The organism is Ruegeria sp. CDSC042 (genome assembly GCF_059610745.1).
This window is the reverse complement of sequence record NZ_JBXWOF010000003.1, coordinates 125672-150550: the sequence shown is the minus strand read 5'-3', so window position 1 is coordinate 150550 and position 24879 is coordinate 125672. Positions and strand designations below refer to the sequence as shown.

The 24879-nt window shown below is 55.4% G+C and carries 21 protein-coding genes and 2 tRNA genes; 15 read left to right on the top strand and 8 right to left on the bottom strand.

Annotated features, from left to right (window positions below; genetic code table 11):
• The first annotated feature begins 5 nt into the window (after positions 1 to 5).
• From AC2FHX_RS08405 to AC2FHX_RS08385, 5 genes are all read left to right on the top strand, one after another.
• On the top strand, positions 6 to 584 hold the full coding sequence (locus tag AC2FHX_RS08405; protein WP_496692242.1) for a Maf family protein: 579 nt from the start codon (positions 6 to 8) through the stop codon (positions 582 to 584).
• Positions 581 to 1603: a ribonuclease E/G gene (locus AC2FHX_RS08400; RefSeq protein WP_142639006.1), complete on the top strand. Its 1023-nt coding sequence runs from the start codon at positions 581 to 583 to the stop codon at positions 1601 to 1603. The genes AC2FHX_RS08405 and AC2FHX_RS08400 overlap by 4 nt, the downstream gene beginning before the upstream one ends.
• Positions 1600 to 1782: a DNA gyrase inhibitor YacG gene (locus AC2FHX_RS08395; RefSeq protein WP_496701171.1), complete on the top strand. Its 183-nt coding sequence runs from the start codon at positions 1600 to 1602 to the stop codon at positions 1780 to 1782. The genes AC2FHX_RS08400 and AC2FHX_RS08395 overlap by 4 nt, the downstream gene beginning before the upstream one ends.
• A gap of 79 nt (positions 1783 to 1861) precedes the next feature.
• A tRNA-Phe gene (locus AC2FHX_RS08390) sits at positions 1862 to 1936 on the top strand.
• A gap of 271 nt (positions 1937 to 2207) precedes the next feature.
• Positions 2208 to 2345, top strand: coding sequence for a hypothetical protein (locus AC2FHX_RS08385; RefSeq protein ID WP_496692253.1), 138 nt, complete (start codon positions 2208 to 2210; stop codon positions 2343 to 2345).
• Between the two features lie 1348 nt (positions 2346 to 3693).
• On the opposite strand, the gene AC2FHX_RS08380 is transcribed toward AC2FHX_RS08385, so the two are convergent.
• Both AC2FHX_RS08380 and AC2FHX_RS08375 read right to left on the bottom strand, forming a co-directional pair.
• Entirely contained in the window at positions 3694 to 5238 is a 1545-nt protein-coding gene (locus AC2FHX_RS08380) for a ShlB/FhaC/HecB family hemolysin secretion/activation protein (RefSeq protein WP_496701169.1), read from the bottom strand.
• A 124-nt stretch (positions 5239 to 5362) separates the two neighbouring features.
• A complete protein-coding gene (locus AC2FHX_RS08375) occupies positions 5363 to 5662 on the bottom strand; it encodes a hypothetical protein (protein ID WP_496701167.1) in 300 nt (99 codons plus the stop codon).
• Positions 5663 to 6231: 569 nt separating this feature from the next.
• Between AC2FHX_RS08375 and AC2FHX_RS08370 the strand changes: the two genes are divergently transcribed.
• The 3 genes from AC2FHX_RS08370 (at position 6232) to AC2FHX_RS08360 (ending at position 8049) form a co-directional block, all read left to right on the top strand.
• The gene (locus AC2FHX_RS08370; protein WP_496701165.1) at positions 6232 to 6747 is read left to right on the top strand and encodes a DUF805 domain-containing protein; all 516 of its coding nucleotides are present in this window, start codon (positions 6232 to 6234) and stop codon (positions 6745 to 6747) included.
• A gap of 73 nt (positions 6748 to 6820) precedes the next feature.
• Positions 6821 to 7591, top strand: a complete 771-nt coding sequence (locus AC2FHX_RS08365) for a hypothetical protein (RefSeq protein ID WP_496701163.1) — start codon at positions 6821 to 6823, stop codon at positions 7589 to 7591.
• A 107-nt stretch (positions 7592 to 7698) separates the two neighbouring features.
• The gene (locus AC2FHX_RS08360) at positions 7699 to 8049 is read left to right on the top strand and encodes a DUF1194 domain-containing protein (protein WP_496701161.1); all 351 of its coding nucleotides are present in this window, start codon (positions 7699 to 7701) and stop codon (positions 8047 to 8049) included.
• A 553-nt stretch (positions 8050 to 8602) separates the two neighbouring features.
• Here the strand turns inward: AC2FHX_RS08360 and AC2FHX_RS08355 are convergent.
• The 4 genes from AC2FHX_RS08355 to AC2FHX_RS08340 form a co-directional block, all read right to left on the bottom strand.
• Positions 8603 to 9382, bottom strand: a complete 780-nt coding sequence (locus AC2FHX_RS08355) for an IclR family transcriptional regulator (RefSeq protein ID WP_496678596.1) — start codon at positions 9380 to 9382, stop codon at positions 8603 to 8605.
• An 11-nt stretch (positions 9383 to 9393) separates the two neighbouring features.
• Positions 9394 to 10752 (bottom strand): TRAP transporter large permease, encoded by a 1359-nt coding sequence (locus AC2FHX_RS08350; RefSeq protein WP_496701159.1) that lies wholly within the window; start codon positions 10750 to 10752, stop codon positions 9394 to 9396.
• Complete coding sequence (locus AC2FHX_RS08345) at positions 10752 to 11417, bottom strand: TRAP transporter small permease (protein ID WP_142638249.1); 666 nt, start codon at positions 11415 to 11417, stop codon at positions 10752 to 10754. The genes AC2FHX_RS08350 and AC2FHX_RS08345 overlap by 1 nt, the downstream gene beginning before the upstream one ends.
• A 65-nt stretch (positions 11418 to 11482) precedes the next feature.
• Positions 11483 to 12721 (bottom strand): TRAP transporter substrate-binding protein, encoded by a 1239-nt coding sequence (locus AC2FHX_RS08340; RefSeq protein WP_142638251.1) that lies wholly within the window; start codon positions 12719 to 12721, stop codon positions 11483 to 11485.
• A gap of 109 nt (positions 12722 to 12830) precedes the next feature.
• On the opposite strand from AC2FHX_RS08340, the gene AC2FHX_RS08335 reads away from it, so the two are divergent.
• On the top strand, positions 12831 to 14426 hold the full coding sequence (locus AC2FHX_RS08335) for a GMC family oxidoreductase (protein ID WP_281973587.1): 1596 nt from the start codon (positions 12831 to 12833) through the stop codon (positions 14424 to 14426).
• A 508-nt stretch (positions 14427 to 14934) separates the two neighbouring features.
• Entirely contained in the window at positions 14935 to 15138 is a 204-nt protein-coding gene (locus AC2FHX_RS08330) for a hypothetical protein (protein ID WP_496692260.1), read from the top strand.
• A gap of 187 nt (positions 15139 to 15325) precedes the next feature.
• Here the strand turns inward: AC2FHX_RS08330 and AC2FHX_RS08325 are convergent.
• Positions 15326 to 15400: transfer RNA gene (locus tag AC2FHX_RS08325), tRNA-Gln, on the bottom strand.
• Between the two features lie 437 nt (positions 15401 to 15837).
• On the bottom strand, positions 15838 to 16305 hold the full coding sequence (locus tag AC2FHX_RS08320; protein ID WP_282022367.1) for an SH3 domain-containing protein: 468 nt from the start codon (positions 16303 to 16305) through the stop codon (positions 15838 to 15840).
• Positions 16306 to 16496: 191 nt separating this feature from the next.
• Between AC2FHX_RS08320 and AC2FHX_RS08315 the strand changes: the two genes are divergently transcribed.
• From AC2FHX_RS08315 to AC2FHX_RS08295, 5 genes are all read left to right on the top strand, one after another.
• The gene (locus AC2FHX_RS08315) at positions 16497 to 17483 is read left to right on the top strand and encodes a 2-hydroxyacid dehydrogenase (RefSeq protein ID WP_281973630.1); all 987 of its coding nucleotides are present in this window, start codon (positions 16497 to 16499) and stop codon (positions 17481 to 17483) included.
• Positions 17484 to 17534: 51 nt separating this feature from the next.
• On the top strand, positions 17535 to 19328 hold the full coding sequence (gene ggt / locus AC2FHX_RS08310; RefSeq protein ID WP_496701155.1) for a gamma-glutamyltransferase: 1794 nt from the start codon (positions 17535 to 17537) through the stop codon (positions 19326 to 19328).
• 27 nt (positions 19329 to 19355) lie between these two features.
• Complete coding sequence (locus AC2FHX_RS08305) at positions 19356 to 20768, top strand: FAD-binding oxidoreductase (RefSeq protein WP_496701153.1); 1413 nt, start codon at positions 19356 to 19358, stop codon at positions 20766 to 20768.
• Positions 20769 to 20865: 97 nt separating this feature from the next.
• Entirely contained in the window at positions 20866 to 22212 is a 1347-nt protein-coding gene (locus AC2FHX_RS08300) for a hypothetical protein (RefSeq protein WP_496701152.1), read from the top strand.
• Between the two features lie 141 nt (positions 22213 to 22353).
• Positions 22354 to 24861, top strand: a complete 2508-nt coding sequence (locus AC2FHX_RS08295; RefSeq protein ID WP_496701151.1) for a GcvT family protein — start codon at positions 22354 to 22356, stop codon at positions 24859 to 24861.
• Positions 24862 to 24879: the final 18 nt, after the last annotated feature.

The following is a 24879-nucleotide window of genomic DNA, read 5'->3' as shown; positions in this document are numbered from 1 at the left end:
CACACATGGCGTTTATTCTTGGATCGGGCAGTCCAAGGCGGCTGGACCTGCTGGCGCAGCTTGGTGTGCAGCCCGACGCCATCCGCGCCCCGGACATTGACGAAACGCCTTTGAAAGGTGAGCTGCCGGTGCCCTACTGCCACCGGATCACACGCGCCAAGGTGCAAGCTGTTCCCGCCGAAAGCGATGATGTCACACTTTGTGCGGACACCACGGTCGCGCTGGGTCGGCGCATCTTGGGAAAGCCTGAAGATGCAGGTCAGGCGGCCGAGTTTCTGCACGCTCTGTCTGGACGGCGGCACCGGGTGATTACCTCGGTTGCGGTTCGGCGCGGCGACCGCATATCGCAACGCGATGTGGTGTCTCAGGTCAAGGTCAAGCGCCTGTCGGATGTTGAGATCAATGCCTATCTGGCAACCGGTGACTGGCAAGGCAAAGCCGGTGCATATGCAATCCAGGGGCCTGCAGGGGCGTTCATCCCATGGATTTCCGGCTCATTTACCGGCATCGTGGGACTACCATTATCCGAGACTGCCGCTTTGCTGCAGGGCATCGGCTATCCTTTGTATCGCGAGGCACTATGAAGGGGCGTACCATCGTTTTAGACCACATCAACAACCGCGAGGCAGCGGCGTTGATGGTGGACGGAAAGCTTGACGATTTCCTGATTGCTTCCGAAGCCCCGGCACCCGGTACTATCTACCGGGCGCGGGCGGATCGCCCGGTCAAGGGGCAGGGTGGGATGTTTCTGGCCACGCCGGACGGCCAGGCCTTTTTGCGACAGGTCAAAGGATTGGCCCCCGGAGAGCTCAAGCTGGTCCAGGTGACCGGTTTTGTCGAACCCGGAAAGGCGCTGCCGGTGACGGATCGCGTGCTGTTTAAAAGCCGCTTTGCGATTGTCACACCGGATGCGCCTGGCCTGAATATCTCGCGCAGTATCCGGGATGAGGATGAACGCGACCGCTTGCTGGAAATTGCACATGAGGCGATGGCGGGCAGCGAACACGGGTTGATCCTGCGGTCCTGCTGTCAGGGCGAGAATGCCCAAGAGATTGCTGAAGATATCGGCGTCATGCTGGCTCATGCCGATGCTGTGATGAACGATCCCGGTACCGAGCCTGAGGTTCTGCTCGCAGGTGATGGGCCGCATGTTTTGGCCTGGCGCGACTGGACCGACCCGGCCGAGGTCGTCACCGAGCCCGGCGCCTTTGAGGCGCATGGTGTCTTGGATGCATTGGATCAGGCGGGCGGAATATCAGAACCATTGGCCGGGGGCGGACACATCTATATCCAGCCCACCCGCGCCCTGGTGGCCGTAGATGTAAACACGGGTTCAGACACCTCGATGGCCGCCGGAACCAAGGCCAATTTCGCCTGCGCAAAAGCACTGCCACGTGCATTGCGTGTCCGTGGGTTGGGGGGGCAGATCACGCTCGACCTCGCTCCAATGCCCAAGAAAGACCGGCGCGGTTTCGAAGCCGCTTTGCGATCTGCATTCAAGTCTGATCCGATCGAGACGATTCTGGCAGGATGGACCCCGTTGGGTCACTATGAGTTGCAACGCAAACGCGGCCGGATTTCCCTTGCGGAGGTGCTGAAATGAGCTGTCCGATCTGTCACGAACCAACGGTGTCTCAATTCCGTCCTTTTTGTTCGAAACGCTGTGCAAACATTGATTTGGCCAAGTGGCTGAACGGGTCTTACGCGGTTCCTTCGCAGCGTGAAGAAGACGTTGAACAGGATGTTTCTTCAACTGAAACTGAGATGCCACGCCCACATTGAAAAAATGTAAAAAAGCCTCTGGACACTGCCAGTAGCAAGTCATAGAACGCCTCCACCCAACGGCAAAAGCCGTATCCGTGCCCGGGTAGCTCAGGGGTAGAGCAGTGGATTGAAAATCCTCGTGTCGGTGGTTCGATTCCGCCCCCGGGCACCATTTAGCTAAGATAAATTATTCAATATCAAGGCTTTGATCTGATATCTGCTTTGTGTATCTACCATTACATCCACCAGTGTGTTTTGCATTGCCCGAAGCTGTGTGCCGAGACAACCGCTTGGTGAAAAGTAGGAATACAAAGAACTGATTTAGCAGCGCGGCGGCTTTCGGACAATTTGGCACGATTTCCCGGAAAAAATCAAAGTGACTTCTGAGCCCACAGCATGGCGCGACGCGGCTATTTGTAGAAATATTCCCAGCCGCGATCTTCATGCAAACCGAAGCGGGCATTGAGCAGGTGGCCACTGAGTCGACATTCGCCGCGATTGCAGCAACTGTCGTTGCTAACGGCGGCTTTACACAGAAAGCTGACTTTGCAAAGTTACCGTTCAAAGTTTCGCTTGCCTAATTTGACCGGCCCAGATGGTCGGAGGCTCTTCGTGGAAGTGCGGCACTTTAGATTGTTGGCCTATTTGAAGTAAATTTGGGTACGGAGCATTGTTGGGCTACATCAGCCAACGTAAGCGCCAGGGATTAAAGGCAATACGAAATCCAATTATCCAGATGACAATTGACGAACTATTGGTCGATTAATCTCATTACCCGAGCAAAACCTACCCAGCGAGCTTCAGCGCTGCTTTCGTTTGACCGAGATAATGCATCCGGAATGCTTCGGGTGCCGTGCTGGTACATCACGAGCCATTGCGTCCACGTTCCCGAGGTGCCGCAATGCTCCGTTGTTCAGTAACACGCCCCGCCCAGCGTCATACCGGCGCTGTCCAAATCCGCTGGCAACGCATTCCCAGTTTTCCTTGGCCGCCGCGCTGCGGAACCTCGGCAGGTCGTGCGGGTCATGCCGTCCAGGTGTTGCTGCGACGTGATCGTGTTTCTTTGAATTACTTTGGTGGGTTAAATGGTGGGTCACTTGTGTTGTGCCAGGTTGCTGAACAGTACCGGTTGTCGGCCTCGGCTTTGGGCGCATGATTGTCACGACGCCTTGTGGCTTCGGATGTCCTGGGACGGCCACGTGAGTTGCCGTAGGTTTTGGTGTCAACTGTGGAACCTGGCCAGGAACCGCGGTGGGAACCTGATTGGGGGTTGCGGTTGGGACAAGCGGTGGCGTCGCTGTAGTGCCGCTGGGTTGCGGAACACGACCAGGCACTGCGACTGGTATTTGGTTGGGTATTGCTGTTGGCACAAGGGGCGGGACAGCCGTCGGGCCAGTAACTTGAGGCGGAACCTGGCCAGGGATAGCTATCGGAACTTGATTGGGAGTTGCAGTCGGAACTTGCGGCGGCACCGCGGTAGGACCGGTAGCCAATGAGGGAACCTGATTTGGAACAGCTGTCGGAACCCGGTTTGGTGTCGCGTTTGGTGTCAAAGGCGGAACTAGGGTCGGCGCTAGGACCGGCGTGGGAACCTGACCTGGAACCGCTATTGGTGTCGCAATAGGAACCTGACCGGGAATTGCGTTCGGGACCGCGCCCGGCGCAAGGACTGGAACAGTAACTGATGTGGGCGTTTGCTGTGTTCCTTTAGGCGGCAACTGATTTGCCACCGGCTGCGTTGGGCCGGTAATTTGATTGCCTGCCCCTTGCCCACCGGCCTGCCCACATCCTTGGCTAGACTGGTGCGGATTCCCTACGCCACGGCACCACCCAAAATGATTTCCCTGCGCGACGACCTGTGTAGCGGCCAGCTCTGCGACCAAACAAGCTGCGGTAAGTAAAACAATGCAGTTCCGTTTCATAACATCCTCACCAACTTGTTGTCAGAGCAAGATACGCGCCAGGATCGCCTGAGTCGGTCAAAGGGCCATCTCTCAAAGGGACACCGACATATCCGGACAGGAAAAGGTTTTGCTTAAACTCGATGTCCAAACCCAGACCTGTCGAAGCCAGTGTAGCATTATCAACTTCAAAACTCGCTGGGTCATTGTTCGAGATGTAGCCCACGTCGAAAAAGACAAAAGGCGTTAAGCGATGAATGCTTTGGGAACTTGGAAAGTAGGAGTGCGACACTTCGAAAATCGCGGAAATCCCGGAATCACCGTCTACTTCGTCGAAACGATATCCGCGCAAAGCATAACGATCACCAAGGAAGTACTCCTCGACCGAGGGCAGCCGGTCGGTTGTGAACTGGCCCCAGATCTCGGTGCGCCAAGCTGTGTTGGGTGCCAAAGCCGTTAGTGGGCTTTCGTATCCGATGCCACCCCGCAGATGCCAGAACGAAGAGTCTCCGTCGTCAAAATTTGCGTCTGTCGTGTCATTGTCATTGTCACCAAAAGATAAGGTTAGCCCCGCTTCCAGAGCTTGCCCTTTTGGATAGTTTTGCCCGTAAAGATACGTAAGACCAACAACGCTCGCGTCACTGGACAATGGAACGCCGCCACTGACTGAGTCCGCTTTTGAAAGGCGATAATCCAGCAGAAAATATCCATATCGGGCTACATCGCGGATCACGGGGTAACCCATCGCGACGGTGAAGTTCTCGCCGTCAATATCCGTTCTTGCAAAATCCCCCGAGAGGTCACGTTTTGCGTTTATGTTTCCGTAGAAAATCTCACCGTAGAGACCATTGCTGTTCAGCGGCGTGCGATAGGTAACAGCGCCCCACAAAGAGTGTTCGTCGTCTTTGTCCCAATTGTAATTGCCTGATCCCTCAAAGCGCAGTAAATCCCCGACGGTCAGCGTCGAATAAAACTCTTGTACGACATAGAAGCTGAGCGCTTCTCCAAGCTCACGCGGAGGGTTGTCGAGTGTCGCACTCCCGGCTTGTTTGCGCAGAGGCTCTCCCAATACTCTCAGCCTGGCACCTGCCTGATCCGGATAATCAAGTTCGGTCGACAATTCCAAATCAGGTATGTCCTCAGCCAACATAACCGCCCGCTCAAATTGTTTGAGAGTTATTGGATATGCGGTGGTGAGGGGGCGAAAGATCTTTTCCAAGGTTTGGAACGTGCGCGTATCTACACCTTCAATTTCGATGGTTTGAATACGCCCTTCATCAACAACAATGCTCTGCCCATCGGGGCCAGGCCAGGCCTCAGCCAAAAAATAGCCGTCTTCTCGGTAGATCTGCGTGATCGTTGATGCGACCTCCACCGCTGTGATGCGCCCTGACCGATCAAAGGCCAACTGACCGGCAAAAGTTAACAGCTCATCTGAATCATACACCGTTACGCCGCTGACAGAGTGCTGTGATGCTATGTCCCAAGTTTGTGCAATGCTGTATTTTGGAACTGAAACAATGGCCACAAAAGTGCAAATGATCGCAATTACAACCGAGTTGGTTACGGGCATTTTCTACAACCTTAGCATGATTGAGCATGTTAAAACCCAATCCTATTACGAGGTTTGAATGTCTAAGCTTGCCGTTATTCAAATTTGATCACGACTGGTGCTTTCGAGATACACAGCAAACAGACTACAATGCGCCTTCGTCGCCAAGGAACTCGATACCAGCTGTCGCGCCATCACTGTAGGCAATGCAATTCCACGGAGCGCGATCCTCACCTACGCCGACAGTAACTTGTGTTCCCGCCTCGCTAAACGCAGATGAGAGCACCACGACTTGCGAATTGTTCGTCGCGTTGGCTACATCCCGTAAACATGCCTGCTGAGCGGGCGTGAGCTCGGCGGACGCGCTGGACGTACTCGTGTCGTCGCAGGCTGCAAGCAATGCGAAACATGTCATGCCTGCAATCATAACCTTCTTGTTAGTCATTTTTTTTCTCCCTCAGGTTCCTTTGAAATTAGTGAAATTGGATGCGCATGTTTGAAGCTTTTGCGTCTGTGCAGCCAACAGAACACACCTCGATCCTTTGACTACCTTTCCCAAAAACTTGCCGCGGGGGGCTTGTGGGGCAGAACGACATTACGTTGACTACCGAGGCCGCCAACAACGTGTGATGGCCGTATGACGTCACTGGTAAAAGCTAGAGCGAACTTGGGAGAGAGGGCGAGTACGTTAAGTCTGAGCATCGTGTTCTCCCAAGCCAGATTATTGTGAAGTGCCTTCCGACCGCCGGCACTCACTCCAGCAGTCGGAAGGGCCCGGTAGATCGGGCGACAGCGACAACAACGGAGGTAAAAAAAGTTGTGTCGAATTCGTATGTTCGAATATATTTTTTCATAAATCAACATTTTTTCCGCGCGTAAACTTCTTTACGCTCTCGTACGATAGGCTTCTGCTTTCAAACAAAAAGGTAAGTGGGAGTACCCAGAGGGGAGAGTGTGTTCTCCTGAGCGGCGAAATGTTTTGAGACCGCACAGAAACTGAGAAAGGAATGAAAGATGGGATTCGGTGAAGCAGTTAAAACGTGTTTCTCGAAATACTTCCAGTTCTCCGGGCGGGCTATACGCACAGAATACTGGTGGTTCTTCTTGTTTGTGGTTCTCGTAAGTGCCGTTTTTGCCGGGTTGGATTCGATCCTGTTCGGGACAAACCCCGAAACAGGCCAAGGATCTCGGGTTCTGTCCTCTGTTTTTCAACTGGCCGTTCTCATACCAATGCTAGCCGCCGGTTGGCGGAGGCTGCATGATACAGGACGACCTGGTTGGTACTTGCTGCTGCCGATGGCGCTCAGCATTACAACGCTTTTTGTTATGCTGGGTGGGGTGGCGTTCTTTTCGGTATTGGAGCAAGGGACCGAAAACCCCGATGCATTGCGAGGACCCGCGGCAGTCCTGGGCTTGACCGGTATTGTCGTTGTCTCAATTCTGCAATTCGTTCTGTCGATTCTGATGATCTGGTGGCTGACACGACCTTCCCAAGAAGGCGCAAACGAATACGGCGCACCTGCTTCCTGACCTCGCTGTGGGGGCAACAGGTCGGAATCTCTGCTGAATGAAAGTGCAAACCGCAACACCATGGAGAGAGAAAATGAGTTTCAGACCGATTTCCATTGGAACGCTAATGATGGCAATGGCGACCACAGCATCGGCGGAGTGGTCGTTCAGTTCCGGGCCTAATCCCAATGCATTTATTCAGACCGGAAACATGACGCTAGAGCTTCAGTGTAACCGTATTCGCTTTGCTCCAGCTGGATATGAGGACAGCCAGGACATTGCGGAGAAGCAAGGGCTTTCCTTTCGTTTTTTGAAGAACGGCACCACCGAGGTTGGGGCATTTCAGGTTGGCGCTGAAAACGCTGTGTTGCAGATCGTTGACAATTATCCCGTCGAGATCAGTTTCAATAGTCAGCAGGACTATGGTTTTGTATTGGACCAGCTTGCGGCCAATGCATCGGTTAATTTGTCGATGATTGATCAAGATGTCAGCTATGGAATCTTCGACTTAAAAGGTTCCCGCGCGGCAATTCGGTCCCTTCGTTCTGAATGCGCTTCGGATGCCAGCCAGGGAGCCTCCTATGAAGCACCCGAAGGCATCGTCTATTGTGGAGGCGGTGCGATAAAACGCGTGATCGAACCCATGATTTTGGAAAACCCGGAGGGGGAGTGGGACGCGCGAGTGGCAGTCAGCGGCGAGTCGATCAGAGCCATGACGGCCTACAGTTACTTCGGATACTCTGAGCCACCGGCCGGATTTGTCGTCGCCCTGCTTGGGGAAGACAGGTCCGAATTTCTGATTTTTAGCGAAGGCTCGGCAAACTGGCTGGAGTACGGGGACTACAGGTATGATCAATGCAATTGATGCTACCTTCCAACCAGCTTCCCAAATAGTGCGCCAGTTGAAAGGTTTGGTTTCCGGGATTGTGCTTGCTTCAGGCCTTGTTTGGACCTCACCAGCTGCAGCGGCTGATGTTTCGCAACTTCCGCCTGGTTTTGCGGGCCCGTGAGGCAGTATTGTCGAAGTCGATTATTATAAATGGGTTACCGCTGATGGCCCGCGAAGGTATGGGGAGTCAGTGGCACTTCGACGATCTTGACGTCTACTACCAGAACTGTGTGACAGGCGGACCTGGTTCATTCGTAGTCCCGGTGCTTGACTGGCAGGGCTTTGCGGAGGGCGTACGAAGAAAATTGGTACTGGAAATTGGGTCAGCGCCAGCAATAGGAGAGGTTATGAAGGCGCAACTTGCCTCACCCTCAGACTGCCTGATTGGCGAGAAGATCTGGGAACGGAACCAACATATCTGGAGCGAACCCTAGAATCGGCCTTTGCATCAACCAGCCGCGGCTCGATACAAAAAAGCCAGCAGCAATATTCTAAGGGAAACTAGTTTTCCGCGCTTCCAATGGAACCACACAAATGATGGTGAATCTTCGATACGGTGTGAGTAGACAAACTTATTGACATCGATTTGTACGAACCGAGCGAAATTTGTACGCTTATGGTTAATTCGCTAAGCTCTGCGACGGGCATTTCCAACTGCTAGATCAACCGTTCACTGCCGCTAAGACGACCGCTGACGATCGATTCCGGGGGCTGAAGACTGGTCGCTGGTGCTGGCGGGTTGGGTGGGGAGCGGACGTACACGCGTAGTACTGCCAGGAACTGGTTAGAGCCCAGAGTGACAGATGCTGCGCTAGCTAGGAATGGCAGCGGTGCGCTAATGTCGACTCTGCAAAGTTGAACGAACGGAATACACGGAACTTTTATCGCGCTCTCATCCGTTCTGGTGCAGAATTCTCCAAACCGGTCGATGATCGAATTCGCAGCTGGTGAAAAAAATCACGCTTTGACTGTCATCTGAAGCATTAGTCACTCGCTCAAAAGAGCCGAAAGCTGCTTCGCTCCCTTCTGAAGTATGCCCAGAAACGACATCAGACTGTTGACGTCATGACGTTGTGTCGGCGCGTGAACCGAAAGCGTGCCTACCAATCGGCCTTGTCCATCCTGAACGGGTACTGCTAGGGCAGTCATTCCGGTCATGAATTCCTCGTCATCGGTGGAATAACTATTCTCAGAGATACGTCGGATCTCCGATCGCAATGCCTTGGGATCGGTCAGCGAGCGTTCGGTTTGTGGTTGTAGATGTCCTGCCGAAAGAAACCCATCCAGCTTTCTTTGCCGTAGTGTGGACAGGTACATCTTGCCGCTGGCCGTGCAATGGAAGGGCACCTGTGTCCCGACCGGCAGTTGAATTCGCAGGGGCCACTTCGTTTCCACCCGGTCGAGATAGATCATGCCCTCGCGGTCTGGAATGGCGAGATTACATGTCTCGCCAACAGTTTCAGCCACACTGCGCAAGATCGCCAGTCGTGCAGTGCGCAAATGCTCGGACGACATGGTGTTGACCGATAGCAGTCGCAGCCGGTGTCCCGGGCCATATGATCTGCCATCGAGATCCCGCTGCAGAAACCCCTCGGCTTCTGCGGTTTGCAGCAGACGGTGAATTGTTGGCTTGGCCAGACCTAATGCCTCAATCAGATCCGATGGTTTTACGGAAACGCCACGCCGCGCCACCTCCTCGAGGATCAGCAGGAGGCGGAGGTTGGTCGGTATTTGAGTTTCTTTTTCTTGTGTTTCCGTCTCGGCCATCCTGCAACAGTCTAGTTATTTGGCAGCAGTATCAAGGCCAGATCGGGCACAAGCGACACTAAAATCCAAACCGAAAGAAGCGCCACCAGATAGGGTACCGTATACCGAAGCAACCGGAAATAGGGTACTCCTGTTACTCCTGAAGCCACATAGAGGTTCAGCCCATAAGGTGGTGTGATGAATCCAATGGACGCCCCCACAAGGAAGATCACCGAGAAATGGATTGGATCAATCCCAACCGAGGCCGCGATTGGCGCAAGAATTGGGGCGAGAATTATGGTTACAGGTAGGCTTTCCAGAACCATACCCGAGAAGAAGACAATCACCATCGACGTGAACAGAACCGCATAGTACCCACCCATCGAGGTTACAAAATCTCCAATGGTTTGTTGCGCGCCGAGCAATGACAAGATCTGTTGCATCACAACTGATATCGCGATCAGCGGCGCGAGGATGCCGGTGATCTGTGCCGAGCGGATGACGATCGAGGGGATCTCGGGGATCGTAAAGCCTTCGACCACGAACATTTCGGCGTAACTCTTCTCGGTTGGCGATATGTCGTTTCTGGCCCCCATAATCCGGTTGATCGGATAGCTGACCAAACCAGCGATCACACAGAAGCCAACTGTCACGCCCGCGGCTTCTGTCGGGGAAAACTTGCCTGTGTAGATGCCCCACAGCACCAGCCCAATGGCGAAAAATCCAAGCCAGGCGCCAAATGCCGTTTTCAGTACCCGGTTGAGCTGCAAAGGGATCAGATGGCCCCACCCGTTCATGCGGCAAATGATCCAGCACGCGAATTGCATACCAAAGACCATGAGCGCGCCCGGAAGAATGCCCGCCACGAACAACTCGGAAATAGGAAGGTTCATCAAGAAGCCATAGACGATGAAGATAATGGACGGCGGGATTATGATCCCTACAGTACCCCCTGCCGCAGCGGTCGCCGCGCTGAACCGTTCGTCATAGCCACCTTTGACCATCTCGGGGTGCAGCATCGAACCAATTGTGGCTGTCGTCGCCGAGTTTGATCCCGAAATCGCCGCGAATAACCCGCAGGCACCAAGCGATGCCATCGCCAACCCGCCACGTATCCAGCCCAGACAGGCATAGGCGAAATCGCTGAGCCTTCGGGCAATACCAGACTTGTTGATCAGGTCTCCGGTCAGGATAAAGAGCGGCATCGCGAGCAGGGCAAAGCCTTTGTTGAACACGTTCAACAGTTCGGCCCCCATATTGTCCAGCGTCAAGCCAAGGACGAATGAGCAGCCGATCACCCAATAGCCGATGACCAAAAACACCGGCACGCCCAGCATGAACAGAAAGGTAACCCCAAGTGAGATCAGTGTAACCAAAGTTCCGTCTGTCATCAGTCTGCTCCGATCACGGCCTGCTTGATCAGCGGCTCACCTGTTTTCCAGTTTTGCAGATCGTCGGCGAGGTTCTGAAACACACGCCCGATCATCAAAAAGAACGAAAGAGGTGCGGCCAGCAAAAACCACCACTGCATGATATTGTCCGTGCCGAGAACGATCTGAAAATTTGACGCCGATAACGCAACCAGTCGCGTGGTCGTCACGATGACGATCACCGCAAAGATGAACCACAGTACCGCATCAAGGATCAAACAGGCCAACTGCCCGCCTCGGGGCATTGCGGTGCGGAACTCATTGAAACTCAGATGCGTCCGCAGGCGAACATTGTACGTGGCCCCGAACCACGCCATCACCATAAACAACAAGGGAGGGATAGTGGTGGACCACGGTTCTTGATCGTTGAACACGAATCGGTCGATCACGCCCCAGAAAATGATCAACGCAATCGCGAGGTAAGAATATACCATCACCGACCGCTCCAGATGGCGCTCGATAAACGGCACTGTCCGATAGATCAGCATGATCACGAATCCGCCCATGGCTGAAACAACCGCGCCCAACACCCATGCGGCGTCCGATTCCAGCGCTGATTGAATCTCGAACGAATCCTGGCTGAGAAAGGCACTGAAGATCGCGCCTGTGTCTGCCCAAAACGACATGTACCCCGTCCTCCCAGTCGGTGTGTAATAGAACCGGCCCGCTTGGGGCCGGTTCGTCTTTTGTATCAGGCTTCGCCTTTCCACCAACGGCGAGGTTCTACGTTTTCCGGCAGGGTGTCTGCCGGAATCTCACGCGCGATGTCGTAGATTTCCTGATAGGTATCGATGCCACCGGCCCATTTGTTCAAACGCTCACGCCACTGCGCCCAAGGTTCGGGGTTGTAGTTCGGGGCGCACATCTCTTCGGCCAGTTTGATCTGATCATCTGGCAGGAATGCCGGACGTACTCCATTTTCGGCGAAGATAGTATCAGGCAGCTGCGGTTCCGAGAAACCGACGGTGTTCAGCAAAGCCGCTTCATTGGCACCTTGAATCAAAGCCTGCGTAAAGTAGGAAGACTCCATCACAGCATCCTGAAGCTCCCCGCCCAGACTGTCGAACACTTTGGCTGACATTGAGGTATGTTCAGTGCCGCAGAAGAATTTCAGGTTGACTGACTGCGACACCACTGGAGCCATGTTGGCATATGCGACGGCCGATGCCCACGTTTCAGCCCCGTCGATCAGACCAGTCTTCAACGCATCCAGAGTTTCTTCCCATGCAACCGGTACCGGATTCAGGTTCAACAGCTGCATCGCAATGCGTCCCAGCTGTGTACCCGTCACACGGTTCTTTGTGCCGAACAGCTCTTCCAGTTTGGTGACGGTCGGCTTGTCGGCAAAGGTCGATCCCATTTGCAGGCCGCGCAATTCACAGTGGGTAAACAGGAACTTCAGGCCGTGCCGTTTCTCAAGCGGATCACGCAGAATGCGCTGGCTCGCCGGGCTGTAGAAGAAGTGATACTGCGCTGCCCGACTGGGGAACATGTAAGCATAGTCCAGCACGTTGAGATACGGCGCGCCTCCAGCCGAGTTCTGGGTCGAGGCCGCGTAAATATCAACAATGCCCTGCTGGGTTTTTTCAACACAGCTCAGCTGGCCGCAGATCTGGTTATCGCCAATGAACTCGATCCGAATTTCACCGTCCGTGCGCTCTTCCAGATCGCGTGCAAACTCGATCGCGCCGGCGCGTTCGATCAGCAGATTGCGGGTGTTAAAGCCCGATGCGCCGAATTTAAGCGTGTGCTTTGGCTCTTTCGAGAAGCGCTTTTCATAGGTTGATTCGGCTGCCTGCGCCAGATTCGCCAGGCTCATCGCGCCACCGAACCCACCTGCCGCCAGCAGTGTCGAACTCATGCCATACCGCCCGGCCACACGAAAAAAATCTCGCCGGGAAATGCCGCTTAGTTTCTTACCGATCTCCATTGCCTACCTCCCTGATCGCAATTAATGAGACGTTTTGTATCAAAAAAGGCTAGTATATTTCTCGCATCTTGCATAGAGTTTTTTTCAGTCGCGTCGGGAGGAGACAGTTATGGAAGTCGATTATGCGGTAGTCGGAGCAGGATCTTCGGGCTGTGTCATTGCCAACCGTTTGAGTGCTGATCCCAATACGACCGTCGCATTGCTGGAGGCTGGCGGTCGCGACACCAACCCGTGGATTCACATTCCGGTCGGATATTTCAAAACAATGCACAACCCGTCGGTTGACTGGTGCTATCGCACTGAACCCGATCCGGGGCTTAATGGACGATCCATAGACTGGCCACGAGGCAAGGTGCTGGGCGGCTCATCCTCGCTGAACGGGCTGCTTTATGTCCGCGGCCAGAAAGAAGACTACGATCGCTGGCGGCAAATGGGCAATGAGGGATGGGGGTGGGACGATGTCTTGCCCCTGTTTAAACGTTGCGAAGATCAAGAACGCGGTGAAGATGAGTTTCACGGCATTGGCGGGCCTTTGTCTGTTTCGAACATGCGCATTCAACGCCCCATCTGCGACGCCTGGGTTGCCGCAGCACAGGTTGCAGGCTACCCATTCAATCCCGACTACAACGGTGCTGAACAAGAGGGCGTGGGGTATTTCCAGTTGACCACCCGCAACGGCCGTCGCTGCAGCGCGGCTGTGGCTTACCTCAAACCCATTCGAAGTCGTCAGAATCTGAACATCATCACCAACGCATTTGTGACACGCTTGGTTTTGGACGGGAAAAAGGCGACCGGGCTGGTTTACCGGGACAGGTCGGGGGTCGAGCGAACTCTGAAGGTTCGACGCGAGATTATCCTGTCTGGCGGCGCGATCAATTCACCCCAGATCCTGATGTTGTCGGGGATTGGAGACCCGGACCACCTCAAAGAAAACGGAATCGAACCGCTTCACGCCCTGTCTGGCGTTGGTAAGGGCTTGCAGGATCATTTACAGGCGCGCCTGGTGTTCAAGTGCAATGAACCAACACTGAATGATGAAGTCCGCAGCCTCTTCAATCAGGCGCGCATCGCTCTGAAATATGCACTGTTCCGTGCCGGGCCTATGACAATGGCGGCCAGCCTTGCCACCGGCTTTATGAAAACGCGCCCGGATGTAGAGACACCCGATATACAGTTTCATGTCCAACCCTGGTCCGCTGACAGCCCGGGCGAGGGCGTACACCCGTTCTCGGCCTTTACAATGTCGGTCTGCCAGCTGCGCCCGGAAAGCAGGGGGGAGTTGCGCCTGAACGGCCCCGATCCGTCCAAACACGTCAAGATCATACCGAACTACTTGTCCACAGAAACAGATTGCAGGACCATAGTCGATGGCGTGAATATCGCGCGGCGAATTGCCAAGAAAAACCCTTTGGCCTCGAAGATTTCGGAAGAGTTTCGACCAACAGAAGATCTGAATTGCAACGACTATGACGCTACGCTGGATTGGGCCAGGTCGAATTCGACCTCAATCTACCACCCAACCGGCACCTGTGCGATGGGAAGCTCTGAGGCATCTGTTGTCGATCCTAAACTAAGGGTTCACGGACTAGAAAATCTGCGCGTGGCCGATTGTTCGATCATGCCCGAGATCGTCAGTGGCAACACCAACGCACCGGCAATCATGATCGGGGAAAAGGCGAGCGATTTGATAATCGCGGATGCCTGACATGCCCTCCATCTTGCCTGTGTGCAATGCAGAATGCCCAAAACACTCGCAACCGATGGATCGGTGTGCCAGTCGCGCAAGCTCAAGCTGTTCTGTTGATTATGTCTGATCGCAACTCGCACTTTGCCAACTCTTGTCTCATGACTGACCGTGATCTGGGAGGGCGACTCTTGGTCAACGATCTGTGCTGCATCCAGCTCAGATTTTGACGTCAAACCAATCTCACGAAACATGCATAAGCGGTCGCGGACACTACTTGCTTTTCCAATAGTTCAAATCGGAACGTCCACTTTCCTATTTTTGGCGTACAAGTACTTCACTTGCAGAGAGATATACACAGCACGGGGTCGCGAGCCTGAGCCTGGCTACGGGCACTGCGTCGGTGAACCTTATTGGCCGCTAAGTCCTGCAACCCGGTCATTCACCAGTCTTCACCCAACGTCCGCTTTCATCTAAACCGAGCAACCCCTTGCATCTAAATAAAGAAGCAACTGCAGGAGTTTGATCCATGAAGTACCTGTCTGCCCTCGGCGTTCTCGCCGGGGGTTTTCTTTTGCACCCACCGCCCAAGGCTGTCCTGACGACGATCCGGCATCGTTGCCATAACCGTCGCTGTGTGAACCCGCGTCATCTGACCATCGGTGACCGCCGTGATAACCTTGAGGATGAGCGTGACCGGCAGGCGAACGGGGTCGATTGGGATATGCTATAGACCTGTGGCTATGCAGAAATCTCGACTTCGGAACAGCTAACCCGCTCCTCCCGCAACGTGGGAGGGGCACCCCCGCAGAACCCGCTATGATTGTTAACGGGTGGTTCGGGTGGCTGGGGCATAAACGGGGGCATTTCTCGGAGGGTTTAGCCCCAAGAGCCTGTTGTCGTTCTATGATCTGATGAACTGGCTGGGGTGGTAGGATTCGAACCTACGATACACAGTACCAAAAACTGCTGCCTTACCACTTGGCTACACCCCAACGGTGAGGCGCTATCTACGATTGTTGTTGGTAGGGTTCAAGAGCTTTCAGGCAAAAAATTAGGCCAGTTATAAAAAAAATTCAGAGCATCTTTCACGGGTCATGTTAGCAGCACCTCTTCCTGCCCGAAGGTGTTGAACATGGTTTGATGGCAACGGCTGTAAATTGGCCCTTCCGCCAATGAAGCATGACTCTGCGGACAGATGTTGAACGGCTGGGCCGGGCGAGGATTCGTCTGGCAGGCGGACAGGAAGCAGGTTTTCGATTGGTTTAACGAGGGCGAGTGGCAGTCGCGAATGTGGTCTTTCTGGCGCTGCACCCCTTTGTTGCGCCTCCTGCTTACGTAGGGCGGCCCAATGCCGAAGCAGATAACAAGAATAAGCAAGTTCGAGAGTGGCGGATCGGGAACTTCATTGCCGGTTGCTCTGAGATCAGCGCTACTCGCGAATCTCTGAGGGATCGACGCCCCAAAGGTTGGATTTCAGGGCCCAGCCACGATAGCCACCTGCAGAGATGCGACACCACTCGATCGTGCAGGTTCCAAGCCGCGCGACAACGCCGGTTTCAAACCGCGCACTGACTTGCGAGTTTGGGTCCGGGTTGGAATAGACCGGCAGCAAGTCGGATTCGATCAGTACTGTGCGCACGCCAGACAACAAGGCGTAATGGACCCAACCCCCTGCGCCATCGCGGTCCTGAACCTTTCTCCAGTTGCCATATTCCGCTGTCACCTGCAAAGGCATCCCACGCCGTTTGAACACCCAGTCGATTCGATGCGACAGGGATGGTCCTCTGCGCACGTTTCCCTCGGCCGCTTTCATGGAAACATACCGTGGCAAAGGCAGATTCGTGACTTGGCCACGCTTATCCTGTGCGCTGGCCACCAAGGGACCAAGCACAAGCATAATTACTGAAAAAAGCGCCAGAATCCGGCGATTTACTGGTAGGAGAACACTCACTGACAGTCTGCTCTTATGCCTGTTAATTTTGCTTCGAAAAAAGGTTGGATCAATGCCCAGGGGTTCTTGTGCCCCGCCTTATCCTGCGCCACGATGCCATGACGCGCGAAAGTTTGCAAAGCAGTGGGAGTACACAGGTGCCTAGAGAACGTCTGAGTGTTGTCGTTACGCGACGGTTGCCCGAGGCTGTTGAAACCCGATTGAGCGAGCTGTTCGATGTCCGGTTGCGTGCGGACGACGCACCCATGACCCGAGAAGAGCTTGTAGCGGCCGTACAAGAAGCGGATGTACTTGTACCAACGGTTACAGACTCGATTGATGGCGGATTGCTGGGGCGGGCGGGTGAAAGGCTGCGACTGATCGCTAACTATGGGGCAGGGGTTGACAATATCGATGTCGCAACCGCCCGTCAGCGTGGCATCCTTGTGTCGAATACGCCCGGTGTGCTGACCGACGATACTGCGGATATGACCATGGCGCTGATATTGGCCGTGACCCGCCGCATCCCCGAGGGGCTGTCCGTCATGCAAAAAGGGGACTGGCAAGGATGGTCACCCAACGCGTTGCTGGGTGGGCGGATCGGTGGGCGGCGTCTTGGCATTTTGGGGATGGGCCGGATTGGTCAGGCGGTTGCCCGTCGTGCCAGTGCTTTCGGAATGCAGATACATTACCACAACCGTCGTAGGTTGAGACCGGAGACAGAGCAAGAGCTTGAGGCGACCTATTGGGAAAGCCTTGATCAGATGGTCGCGCGGATGGATGTGATCTCGGTAAACTGCCCGTCTACGCCTTCGACTTTCCACCTGATGAATGCCCGGCGGCTAAAGCTGATGAAGCCCAGTGCAGTGCTCGTCAATACGTCACGTGGCGAAGTGGTCGATGAAAACGCGCTAACCCGCCAAATCCGGTCAGGCGATATCGCAGGTGCAGGTCTTGACGTTTACGAACACGGAACGAAGGTGAACCCTCGCCTACGGCAGTTGCCGAACGTGGTTCTGTTGCCGCATATGGGATCTGCCACGCTTGAGGGGCGGATCGAAATGGGCGAGAAAGTTATCATAAATATCAAGACATTCGAAGACGGCCACCGACCACCGGACCAGGTTGTTCCGTCCATGTTATAGTACGCGGCTTGGTGGCCGGACGATACAAAGTCAATTTTTCAGGAGGATACTATGAAACGAAGTCTGATTTCGGGATTGCTTTTGGCAACCATGACCTTTGCCGGGCCGTTGGCCTCTCAGGAAGCTGCGGATGCGGTTGCACCTGAGGGTGGTACTGACGGGCAGGTTCAAGGCCTGACCGCAGAAGTCATAGCCTCACTCGAAGCGAAATTGGCCGGTGAACCCGTGACGTCGCAGAACTGGATGGTGGCCGCGGCCAACCCTCTGGCGGTTGAGGCTGGGGCCAAGGTGCTGCGGGCAGGCGGTTCGGCGGCTGATGCGATGGTTGCCGTGCAGGTTGTACTTGGTTTGGTCGAGCCGCAATCCTCGGGCCTTGGTGGTGGTGCATTTCTGGTCTGGTATGATGCGGCCTCTGGCAAGTTGACAACACTGGACGGACGTGAAGCCGCCCCGCTTGAGGCCACCCATCGTCTGTTTCAGGACGAGAATGGCGAACCGCTGAAATTCTTTGATGCGGTTGTCGGGGGACTTTCTGTCGGCACACCCGGCACCCCGGCTTTGTTGGAAGAGGCGCATCGCCGCTGGGGCCGCAGTCCGTGGCCCGGCCTGTTTTCTGACGGCATTAATTTGGCTGATGAGGGTTTTTTGGTTTCCCCTCGATTGGCCAGCCTTGTTGAGAATGACGCGGAACGCCTGTCGCGATTTCCCGAGACAGCCGCGTATTTCCTGCCGGAAGGACAGCCGCTTGCACAGGGGCAGCGGTTGACGAACCCGGCCTATGCGGAAACGCTGCGCATCATGGCTGCGGAAGGATCGGCTGGATTCTACGGAGGAGAGATTGCTGCCGGGATCGTCAGCGCGGTTCGCAACGCGCCTGGGAATCCAGGCGTGCTGTCTGGTACAGATCTGGCGCTTTATCAGGTCATCGAACGTGACCCCGTCTGCGCCACCTACCGCGTTTATGAAGTCTGCGGAATGGGCCCGCCATCCTCAGGGGCGCTGACGGTCGGGCAGATTCTGGGCATGTTGAACGGCTATGATCTGGCAGCGTCAGGCCCCGAAGATATCAGATCCTGGCGGCTGATCGGGGATGCTTCGCGTTTGGCTTTTGCCGACCGTGGACGCTATATGGCTGACCATGATTTTGTCCCGATGCCGACACAGGGGCTGGTCGATCCTGCCTATTTGTCCGAACGGGGCGCGTTGCTGAGCGGTGAGGCCGCATTGATCGACGCCGTTCCGGGGAATCCCGAATTTGACCATGCCTCGAACTGGGCGGATGATATCTCGCTGGAACTTCCGTCGACCTCGCATATTTCGATCGTGGACCAGTATGGCAATGTGCTGTCCATGACCACGACGATCGAAAACGGCTTTGGATCGCGGCTGATGACCAACGGGTTCCTGTTGAACAATGAGCTGACCGATTTCTCGTTCAAAACCCACAGCGATGGCGTTCCGATTGCCAACCGTCTGGAACCGGGCAAACGCCCGCGCTCATCCATGAGCCCGACCATTGTGATGCAGGACGGTGCACCGGTTCTGGCCATCGGATCGCCGGGCGGAAGCCGGATTATCGGTTATGTCGCCAAGTCGATCATCGCCTGGGCAGATTGGGATATGGATGTGCAACAGGCCTTGGCACTGCCGCATCTGGTCAATCGTTTCGGCACGTTCGACGTGGAACAGGGCACCGGGGCCGAAGGGCTTTCGGATGCGCTGACCGAACTTGGCTATGAGGTCAACGCGCGTGATCTGACATCAGGTCTTCATGCCATCGAGATCGGGGACATGCTGACAGGCGGTGCCGATCCGCGACGTGAGGGCATTGCGCTGGGCGAATAGTCTAGCGGCCAGTCAGAAAGGGAAAGCATGGTGCAGGCAAAGTCGCTTCGGCGAAACGAGGCGGGGATTGAAACGGTCGTCGGCATTCTGAAACAGCAATTCGGCGACCGTTTGCAAACGGGTCAGGCGATCCGCGAGCAGCACGGGCATACGACCACATGGATCGAAAACCAGCCCCCTGATGCGGTGGTGTTTCCGCATTCGACCCAGGAAGTCTCGGAAATCGTCAAGGCCTGCGCCACGCATAAGGTCCCTGTGATTGCCTTTGGCACCGGAACCTCACTGGAAGGGCATGTGAACGCGCCAGCCGGTGGCATTTCGGTCGATCTGTCTCAGATGAACAAGGTACTGGCCGTTCATTCCGATGATTTGGATTGTGTCGTGCAACCAGGTGTAACGCGAGAGGAGCTGAATACTCATCTGCGTGATCAGGGTCTGTTCTTTCCGATTGATCCCGGTGCGAACGCCTCGCTGGGCGGTATGGCGGCGACCCGTGCTTCGGGAACCAATGCGGTGCGCTATGGCACGATGAAGGACAATATCCTTAGCCTTGAGGCCGTGATGCCGGACGGGCAAATCATCCGAACCGGGCAGCGGGCCAGAAAGTCGTCGGCCGGGTATGACTTGACCCGCCTGATGGTGGGCGCAGAGGGCACGCTGGGCATCATCACAGAACTCACTCTGCGTCTGCAAGGCATCCCCGAAGCGATCACCTCGGCGCGTTGTGTGTTTCCTTCTGTCGACGCGGCATGTCAGGCTGTAATGATGACGATCCAGTACGGCGTTCCCGTGGCCCGGATCGAGTTGTTGGACGAGGTGTCGGTGAAGGCCGCAAACGCCTATTCGGGACTGACCTTACCGGAAACCCCGCTTTTGCTGTTGGAGTTTCATGGATCAACTGGTGGTGCGGTCGAGCAGGCTGAGACATTTGGTCAGATCGCCGAAGAGTTCGGCGGCACAGATTTCGCGGCCACTTCGACAACCGAAGAACGCAACAAACTCTGGCAGGCACGCCATGATATGTATTGGGCCAGCTTGCAGTTGCGCCCCGGTGCGCGGGGCATATCAACCGATGTTTGCGTACCGATCTCGCGACTGGCAGAATGCGTGACTGCGACCCGAAACAAGGCCAAGGAACTTGGGCTTTTGGCGCCGATTGTCGGGCATGTAGGGGACGGTAATTTTCACACCTTGCTGTTGATCGATATGGAAAACGCCGACGAAGTGGCCAAGGCGGACGGGTTTGTTGGGTGGTTGAATGACCTTGCGATCGAGATGGAGGGAACCTGTACCGGGGAACATGGGATCGGGCAAGGAAAGCGGTCATACCTGGCCAAGGAGCTAGGGGCAGCGCTGACCTTTATGGAGGCGGTGAAAAAGGCGCTTGATCCCGACAATATCATGAACCCGGGAAAAATATTTCCGGCTCGGGACGGGTAAAAACCGCGCGGATTATTCCGTATCTAGGCCACAAGGATGCCTCAATTTTCAAAGATTCTGCGCGAAATAAGCAGTGAATGAATATTGAGGTAATTTGATGGACGCGTTGCGGCTGATCGGGTTTGCGCTGATTGTTGGATTGGTTGTCGCCGGGCTGGATTACTACCAGCAGGATAAGAAACACGAAGGTACGCTGTCGGCAAACGGCTATGTGGAAACGCTCAAAACGCGGTTCGCCCTTTATCATGAAGAACTGGATGCCGAAGCGGCAGAACGCGACCGCCAGAAGCGTTGGCGCGCAGGGGGCAAGCCCTATATGCCGGTCCCGGATTCAGAGCTTTCGCGTCGGGCAATAATGGACAGTGACTTCACGCTCGATGCGCGTGAAGGGGGGGGCTTGAAATCAGTCAGCGAGGCAGCGCGCCCGCTTGCCAGTAAGGTGGCTGTTCAAAAAGCTGAAATACAGGCAAAAAAACTGGATAAGGCAAGCTGGGTTTATGAAAAGGCTGGTCACACTTACTGGATTGAGATCAAACTGCAGCAGGAGGCTTCCGCGGATTCACTTGCGGGCAATATCGCAAGATCGATCGACTCGATGGATTTCGGCGCCAGCAACTATGCTCCGTTCGGTGTGATCGGGGGCGTTGCCTATTTTCAGTTCGTCGAAGCTGAGTACAGCCCGATCCATCTCGATGTCCGTAAAGTCTGGTCGATGATCACTGCCAAAGTGACGGATCTGACTCAGCCGGTTGGGTTCCAGATCTATACGGGCACCCTGGGTCTGGGTGAGGAAATACGTGTTGAGATGTACACGGATGCCCCGGAGCAGGATGTGCGCATATTCCTCAGCCAGCTTGACTATGATGGGATGAACGCGTTGCTTAGCCGGCCGGTGCCTGGTGTAGGAAACGAGGCGGTTACCGACCCAGATGGCGGCATTGAGCGCGCCTTGCAAATGGCCGAAGTCCGGGCCGAGTTCACCCGGCTGCGCAGCGAGATTGCTCAGTTGCGGATCGAAAACATCAACGGGTTGGCCTTGCTTGCCAATACAATGGCGGCACAACACGGGTTGCCATCTGATACTTTCGATCTGACGGCAAACAATATCCAATCCCCGGATGATTTGATCCAGATCGGGTATCGCAAAGGGTTGGCTGGCCTGGAAATTGAAAACGCAGATGCGGATGGTTCTGGTGGCAGTGTTTTTGGGCGACTTTTCGGGAAGCTAACGGGTGGGTCGGAAGAAAAAGAGGTCGAACCGAAAAGCTCGAGCGGTTTGTTCGGCGGCCTGAAGTCGTTTTTTAAAGGTTCAGAAACTGCCGATGTTTCTGGGAAACGTGTGAACGAAGCATCCGAGATTCGTGTGAACAAGGGTGGAGCAGGGTCTTCGGGCAAATGCGCCTTCAAAGATGCACGCAAGACCTGCTCGCTGTCTGGCGGCTGAGAAAGTTCAAAACTTTTAGGAAAAACGACCCCCGGATGTCTGAGGGTCGTTTTTTTTATATCACTGGTCGGATGAATGTCGCGCGGTGGGCGCTGATTGCGCCATATGGTGGCAACAGATTCCAAGGGGAGACACCCGGCTATGAAAACCCAAGTCAAAGCACTGGTCGTTGGCGGCGGCGCCGTCGGCACTTCGATTGCCTATCATCTGGCCAAGGCAGGCTGGGACGATGTCATGCTGATCGAGCGGGATGAACTGACATCAGGCTCAACCTGGCATGCGGCGGGTTTGCTGCCGCTGTTCAACATGTCCTATGCTACCACGCATATCCACAAATACTCGGTCGATTTCTACAAGCAGCTTGAAGATGAGACCGGCCTGAACGCGGGTTTCGCCGTGGTTGGCAACCTGCGCATGGCGCAGACCCAGGAGCGCATGGACGAATACATGCTGTACGCGTCCACCGCCGAAACCTGTGACGTTGCCTATGAATGGCTGACTCCGGACCAGATCAAGGAACGCTGGCCGCTGATCGAGACCTCGGACCTGAAGGGCGCGATATATCACACCGAGGACGGCTATATTAACCCAGCAGACGTGACACAGGCGATGGCCAAGGGTGCGCGTCAACGCGGTGTTGAGATCGTTCGCAAGCTGCAGGCCGATGCCTTCCATTGGACCGGCACCCATTGGGAAGTCACCTGCACCAAGATGGTCGAGAAGGGCGGCAACCTTGTTGAAAGCGACGAGCAGGTTGTGATCACCGCGGAACATGTCGTGACCGCATCAGGCAACCACGCACAGCGCACCGCCAAGATGCTGGGTATCAAGATGCCTGCGATCCCGGTCGAACACACCTTTATCGTCATGGACAAAGACCCTGAGCTGGTCAAATGGCGCGAAGCGGGCAACCCGGAACACCCTGTTGTGCGTGATGCCGACAACGAATCCTATGCCCGCGAAGAACGCGGTGGCTGGATTTTGGGTATCTACGAACATGGCGCGCCCGCGCGGTTTGAACATGGCGTGCCCGATAGTTTCCGCGCAGACTTATTCCCGCTCGATCTGGACCGAATTGCGGATCAGTACATGGCGATGGCCGAACGAGTGCCGTCCTGTGCTGAATCCGGTCTGAAAGACGATTTCAACGGCCCGATCTGCTACACACCCGACGGCAATCCGCTGGTTGGCCCCGCTCCGGGCCTGCGCAACATGTGGCTGGCCGAGGGGTTCTCGTTCGGCATCACCGCTGCGGGTGGCACCGGCTACTATCTGGCCCAGATGATGGTTGATGGCGAAGCCGAGATCGACATGGCCTCGCTGGACCCCAAACGTTACTCGTCGAACTGGATGACCACCGAATTTGCGGCCCGCAAGAATGAAGAGTGCTATGAGCACGTCTATATCCTGCACCACCCCGATGAAGAACGCGCTGCCTGCCGCCCGCTGCGGACTGTTCCGGCCTATGACCGTCAGAAAGCGCGTGGCGCACAGTTTGGCTGGGTTAACGGCTGGGAGCGCCCGAACTACTTCGGTCCGCTGGATGCAGCTGAGAACTTCGACCATGATGCTCGCTCGTTCCGCCGTGGTGGCTGGTGGCAGCATGCCGTTGACGAAGCCAAGGCGATCCGCGAAGGCGTTGGCCTGATCGACGCATCGGCCTTCACAAAGCATGTCGTCAAAGGCCCCGGTGCGACCCAGTTCCTGGATTGGTTCACCTGCAACAAGCTGCCCAAGGTCGGTCGTATCAACCTGACCTACGCGCTGACCTCGCACGGTACCACCCGCACCGAATACACCATCGTCCGTAACGGCGAGAACAACTACTACATCGTCTCTGCCGGTGCCTGGACTGAGTACGACGCCGATTACCTGCGCAAGGCGGCCGAGGACAAGATGGAGGAGTTCGGTTACATCGAGATCCAGGATGTGACCACTCAGTGGGGCGTTTTTGCCATTGCCGGACCCAAATCGCGGGACGTTCTGAAAGAGGTCATCAAAGACGCCGATCCGGAAACCGCACTGTCCAACAAGCGCTTCCCATGGCTGTCGGCCCGTCAGATCGAACTGGGCATGTGCCCGGTCAACGCGATCCGCGTGGCCTATACCGGTGAGCTTGGCTGGGAACTGCACCACCCGATTGAAATGCAGAACTACCTGTTCGACCTGCTGGAAAAAGCGGGTGAGAAGCATGGCATGAAGCTGGTCGGCGCACGCGCCCAGAACTGGCTGCGTCAGGAGAAATCCTATCGTGCCTTCGGCACCGAACTGGGCCGCGACGCGACCCCGCTGGAAGCCGACCTGCCACGCTTTGTTGACCTGTCCAAGGACTTCTATGGCAAGACCAAGCTGGAAGAGACCGGCGTGCGCGTGAAATGCTGCACCCTGCTGATCGACGGACCGGAGGATGCCGATCCGTGGGGCCGTGAAGTGTTGTATACGCCGGAAGGTGAACGCGTCGGTCGTCTGACTTCGGGTGGCTATTCAGTAGCCTTCGAGAAATCCATCGGCATGGGCTATGTGAAGCCCGATCTGGCGGTGGAAGGCACCAAGCTGAAGGTCAAGCTTCAGGACAAATTGTGGGATGCGGTCGTCACCTGCGACAGCCCCTATGATCCGAAAAACGAAACCATCCGCAAGGACGGCTGATCTGGATAAGAACGGCGG

What these genes read in the sequence shown, in the direction of transcription:
- AC2FHX_RS08365 (WP_496701163.1), top strand. Translation starts at nt 6,821, where the DNA reads ATGAGTTTCAGACCGATTTCCATTGGAACGCTAATGATGGCAATGGCG.
- AC2FHX_RS08320 (WP_282022367.1), bottom strand. Translation starts at nt 16,305, where the DNA reads ATGCTTGTGCTTGGTCCCTTGGTGGCCAGCGCACAGGATAAGCGTGGC.
- AC2FHX_RS08345 (WP_142638249.1), bottom strand. Translation starts at nt 11,417, where the DNA reads ATGTCGTTTTGGGCAGACACAGGCGCGATCTTCAGTGCCTTTCTCAGC.
- AC2FHX_RS08305 (WP_496701153.1), top strand. Translation starts at nt 19,356, where the DNA reads ATGGTGCAGGCAAAGTCGCTTCGGCGAAACGAGGCGGGGATTGAAACG.
- AC2FHX_RS08330 (WP_496692260.1), top strand. Translation starts at nt 14,935, where the DNA reads ATGAAGTACCTGTCTGCCCTCGGCGTTCTCGCCGGGGGTTTTCTTTTG.
- AC2FHX_RS08335 (WP_281973587.1), top strand. Translation starts at nt 12,831, where the DNA reads ATGGAAGTCGATTATGCGGTAGTCGGAGCAGGATCTTCGGGCTGTGTC.
- AC2FHX_RS08360 (WP_496701161.1), top strand. Translation starts at nt 7,699, where the DNA reads ATGTTTCGCAACTTCCGCCTGGTTTTGCGGGCCCGTGAGGCAGTATTG.
- AC2FHX_RS08295 (WP_496701151.1), top strand. Translation starts at nt 22,354, where the DNA reads ATGAAAACCCAAGTCAAAGCACTGGTCGTTGGCGGCGGCGCCGTCGGC.
- AC2FHX_RS08340 (WP_142638251.1), bottom strand. Translation starts at nt 12,721, where the DNA reads ATGGAGATCGGTAAGAAACTAAGCGGCATTTCCCGGCGAGATTTTTTT.
- AC2FHX_RS08375 (WP_496701167.1), bottom strand. Translation starts at nt 5,662, where the DNA reads ATGACTAACAAGAAGGTTATGATTGCAGGCATGACATGTTTCGCATTG.
- AC2FHX_RS08350 (WP_496701159.1), bottom strand. Translation starts at nt 10,752, where the DNA reads ATGACAGACGGAACTTTGGTTACACTGATCTCACTTGGGGTTACCTTT.
- AC2FHX_RS08385 (WP_496692253.1), top strand. Translation starts at nt 2,208, where the DNA reads ATGCAAACCGAAGCGGGCATTGAGCAGGTGGCCACTGAGTCGACATTC.
- AC2FHX_RS08405 (WP_496692242.1), top strand. Translation starts at nt 6, where the DNA reads ATGGCGTTTATTCTTGGATCGGGCAGTCCAAGGCGGCTGGACCTGCTG.
- AC2FHX_RS08400 (WP_142639006.1), top strand. Translation starts at nt 581, where the DNA reads ATGAAGGGGCGTACCATCGTTTTAGACCACATCAACAACCGCGAGGCA.
- ggt (WP_496701155.1), top strand. Translation starts at nt 17,535, where the DNA reads ATGAAACGAAGTCTGATTTCGGGATTGCTTTTGGCAACCATGACCTTT.
- AC2FHX_RS08380 (WP_496701169.1), bottom strand. Translation starts at nt 5,238, where the DNA reads ATGCCCGTAACCAACTCGGTTGTAATTGCGATCATTTGCACTTTTGTG.
- AC2FHX_RS08395 (WP_496701171.1), top strand. Translation starts at nt 1,600, where the DNA reads ATGAGCTGTCCGATCTGTCACGAACCAACGGTGTCTCAATTCCGTCCT.
- AC2FHX_RS08370 (WP_496701165.1), top strand. Translation starts at nt 6,232, where the DNA reads ATGGGATTCGGTGAAGCAGTTAAAACGTGTTTCTCGAAATACTTCCAG.
- AC2FHX_RS08300 (WP_496701152.1), top strand. Translation starts at nt 20,866, where the DNA reads ATGGACGCGTTGCGGCTGATCGGGTTTGCGCTGATTGTTGGATTGGTT.
- AC2FHX_RS08355 (WP_496678596.1), bottom strand. Translation starts at nt 9,382, where the DNA reads ATGGCCGAGACGGAAACACAAGAAAAAGAAACTCAAATACCGACCAAC.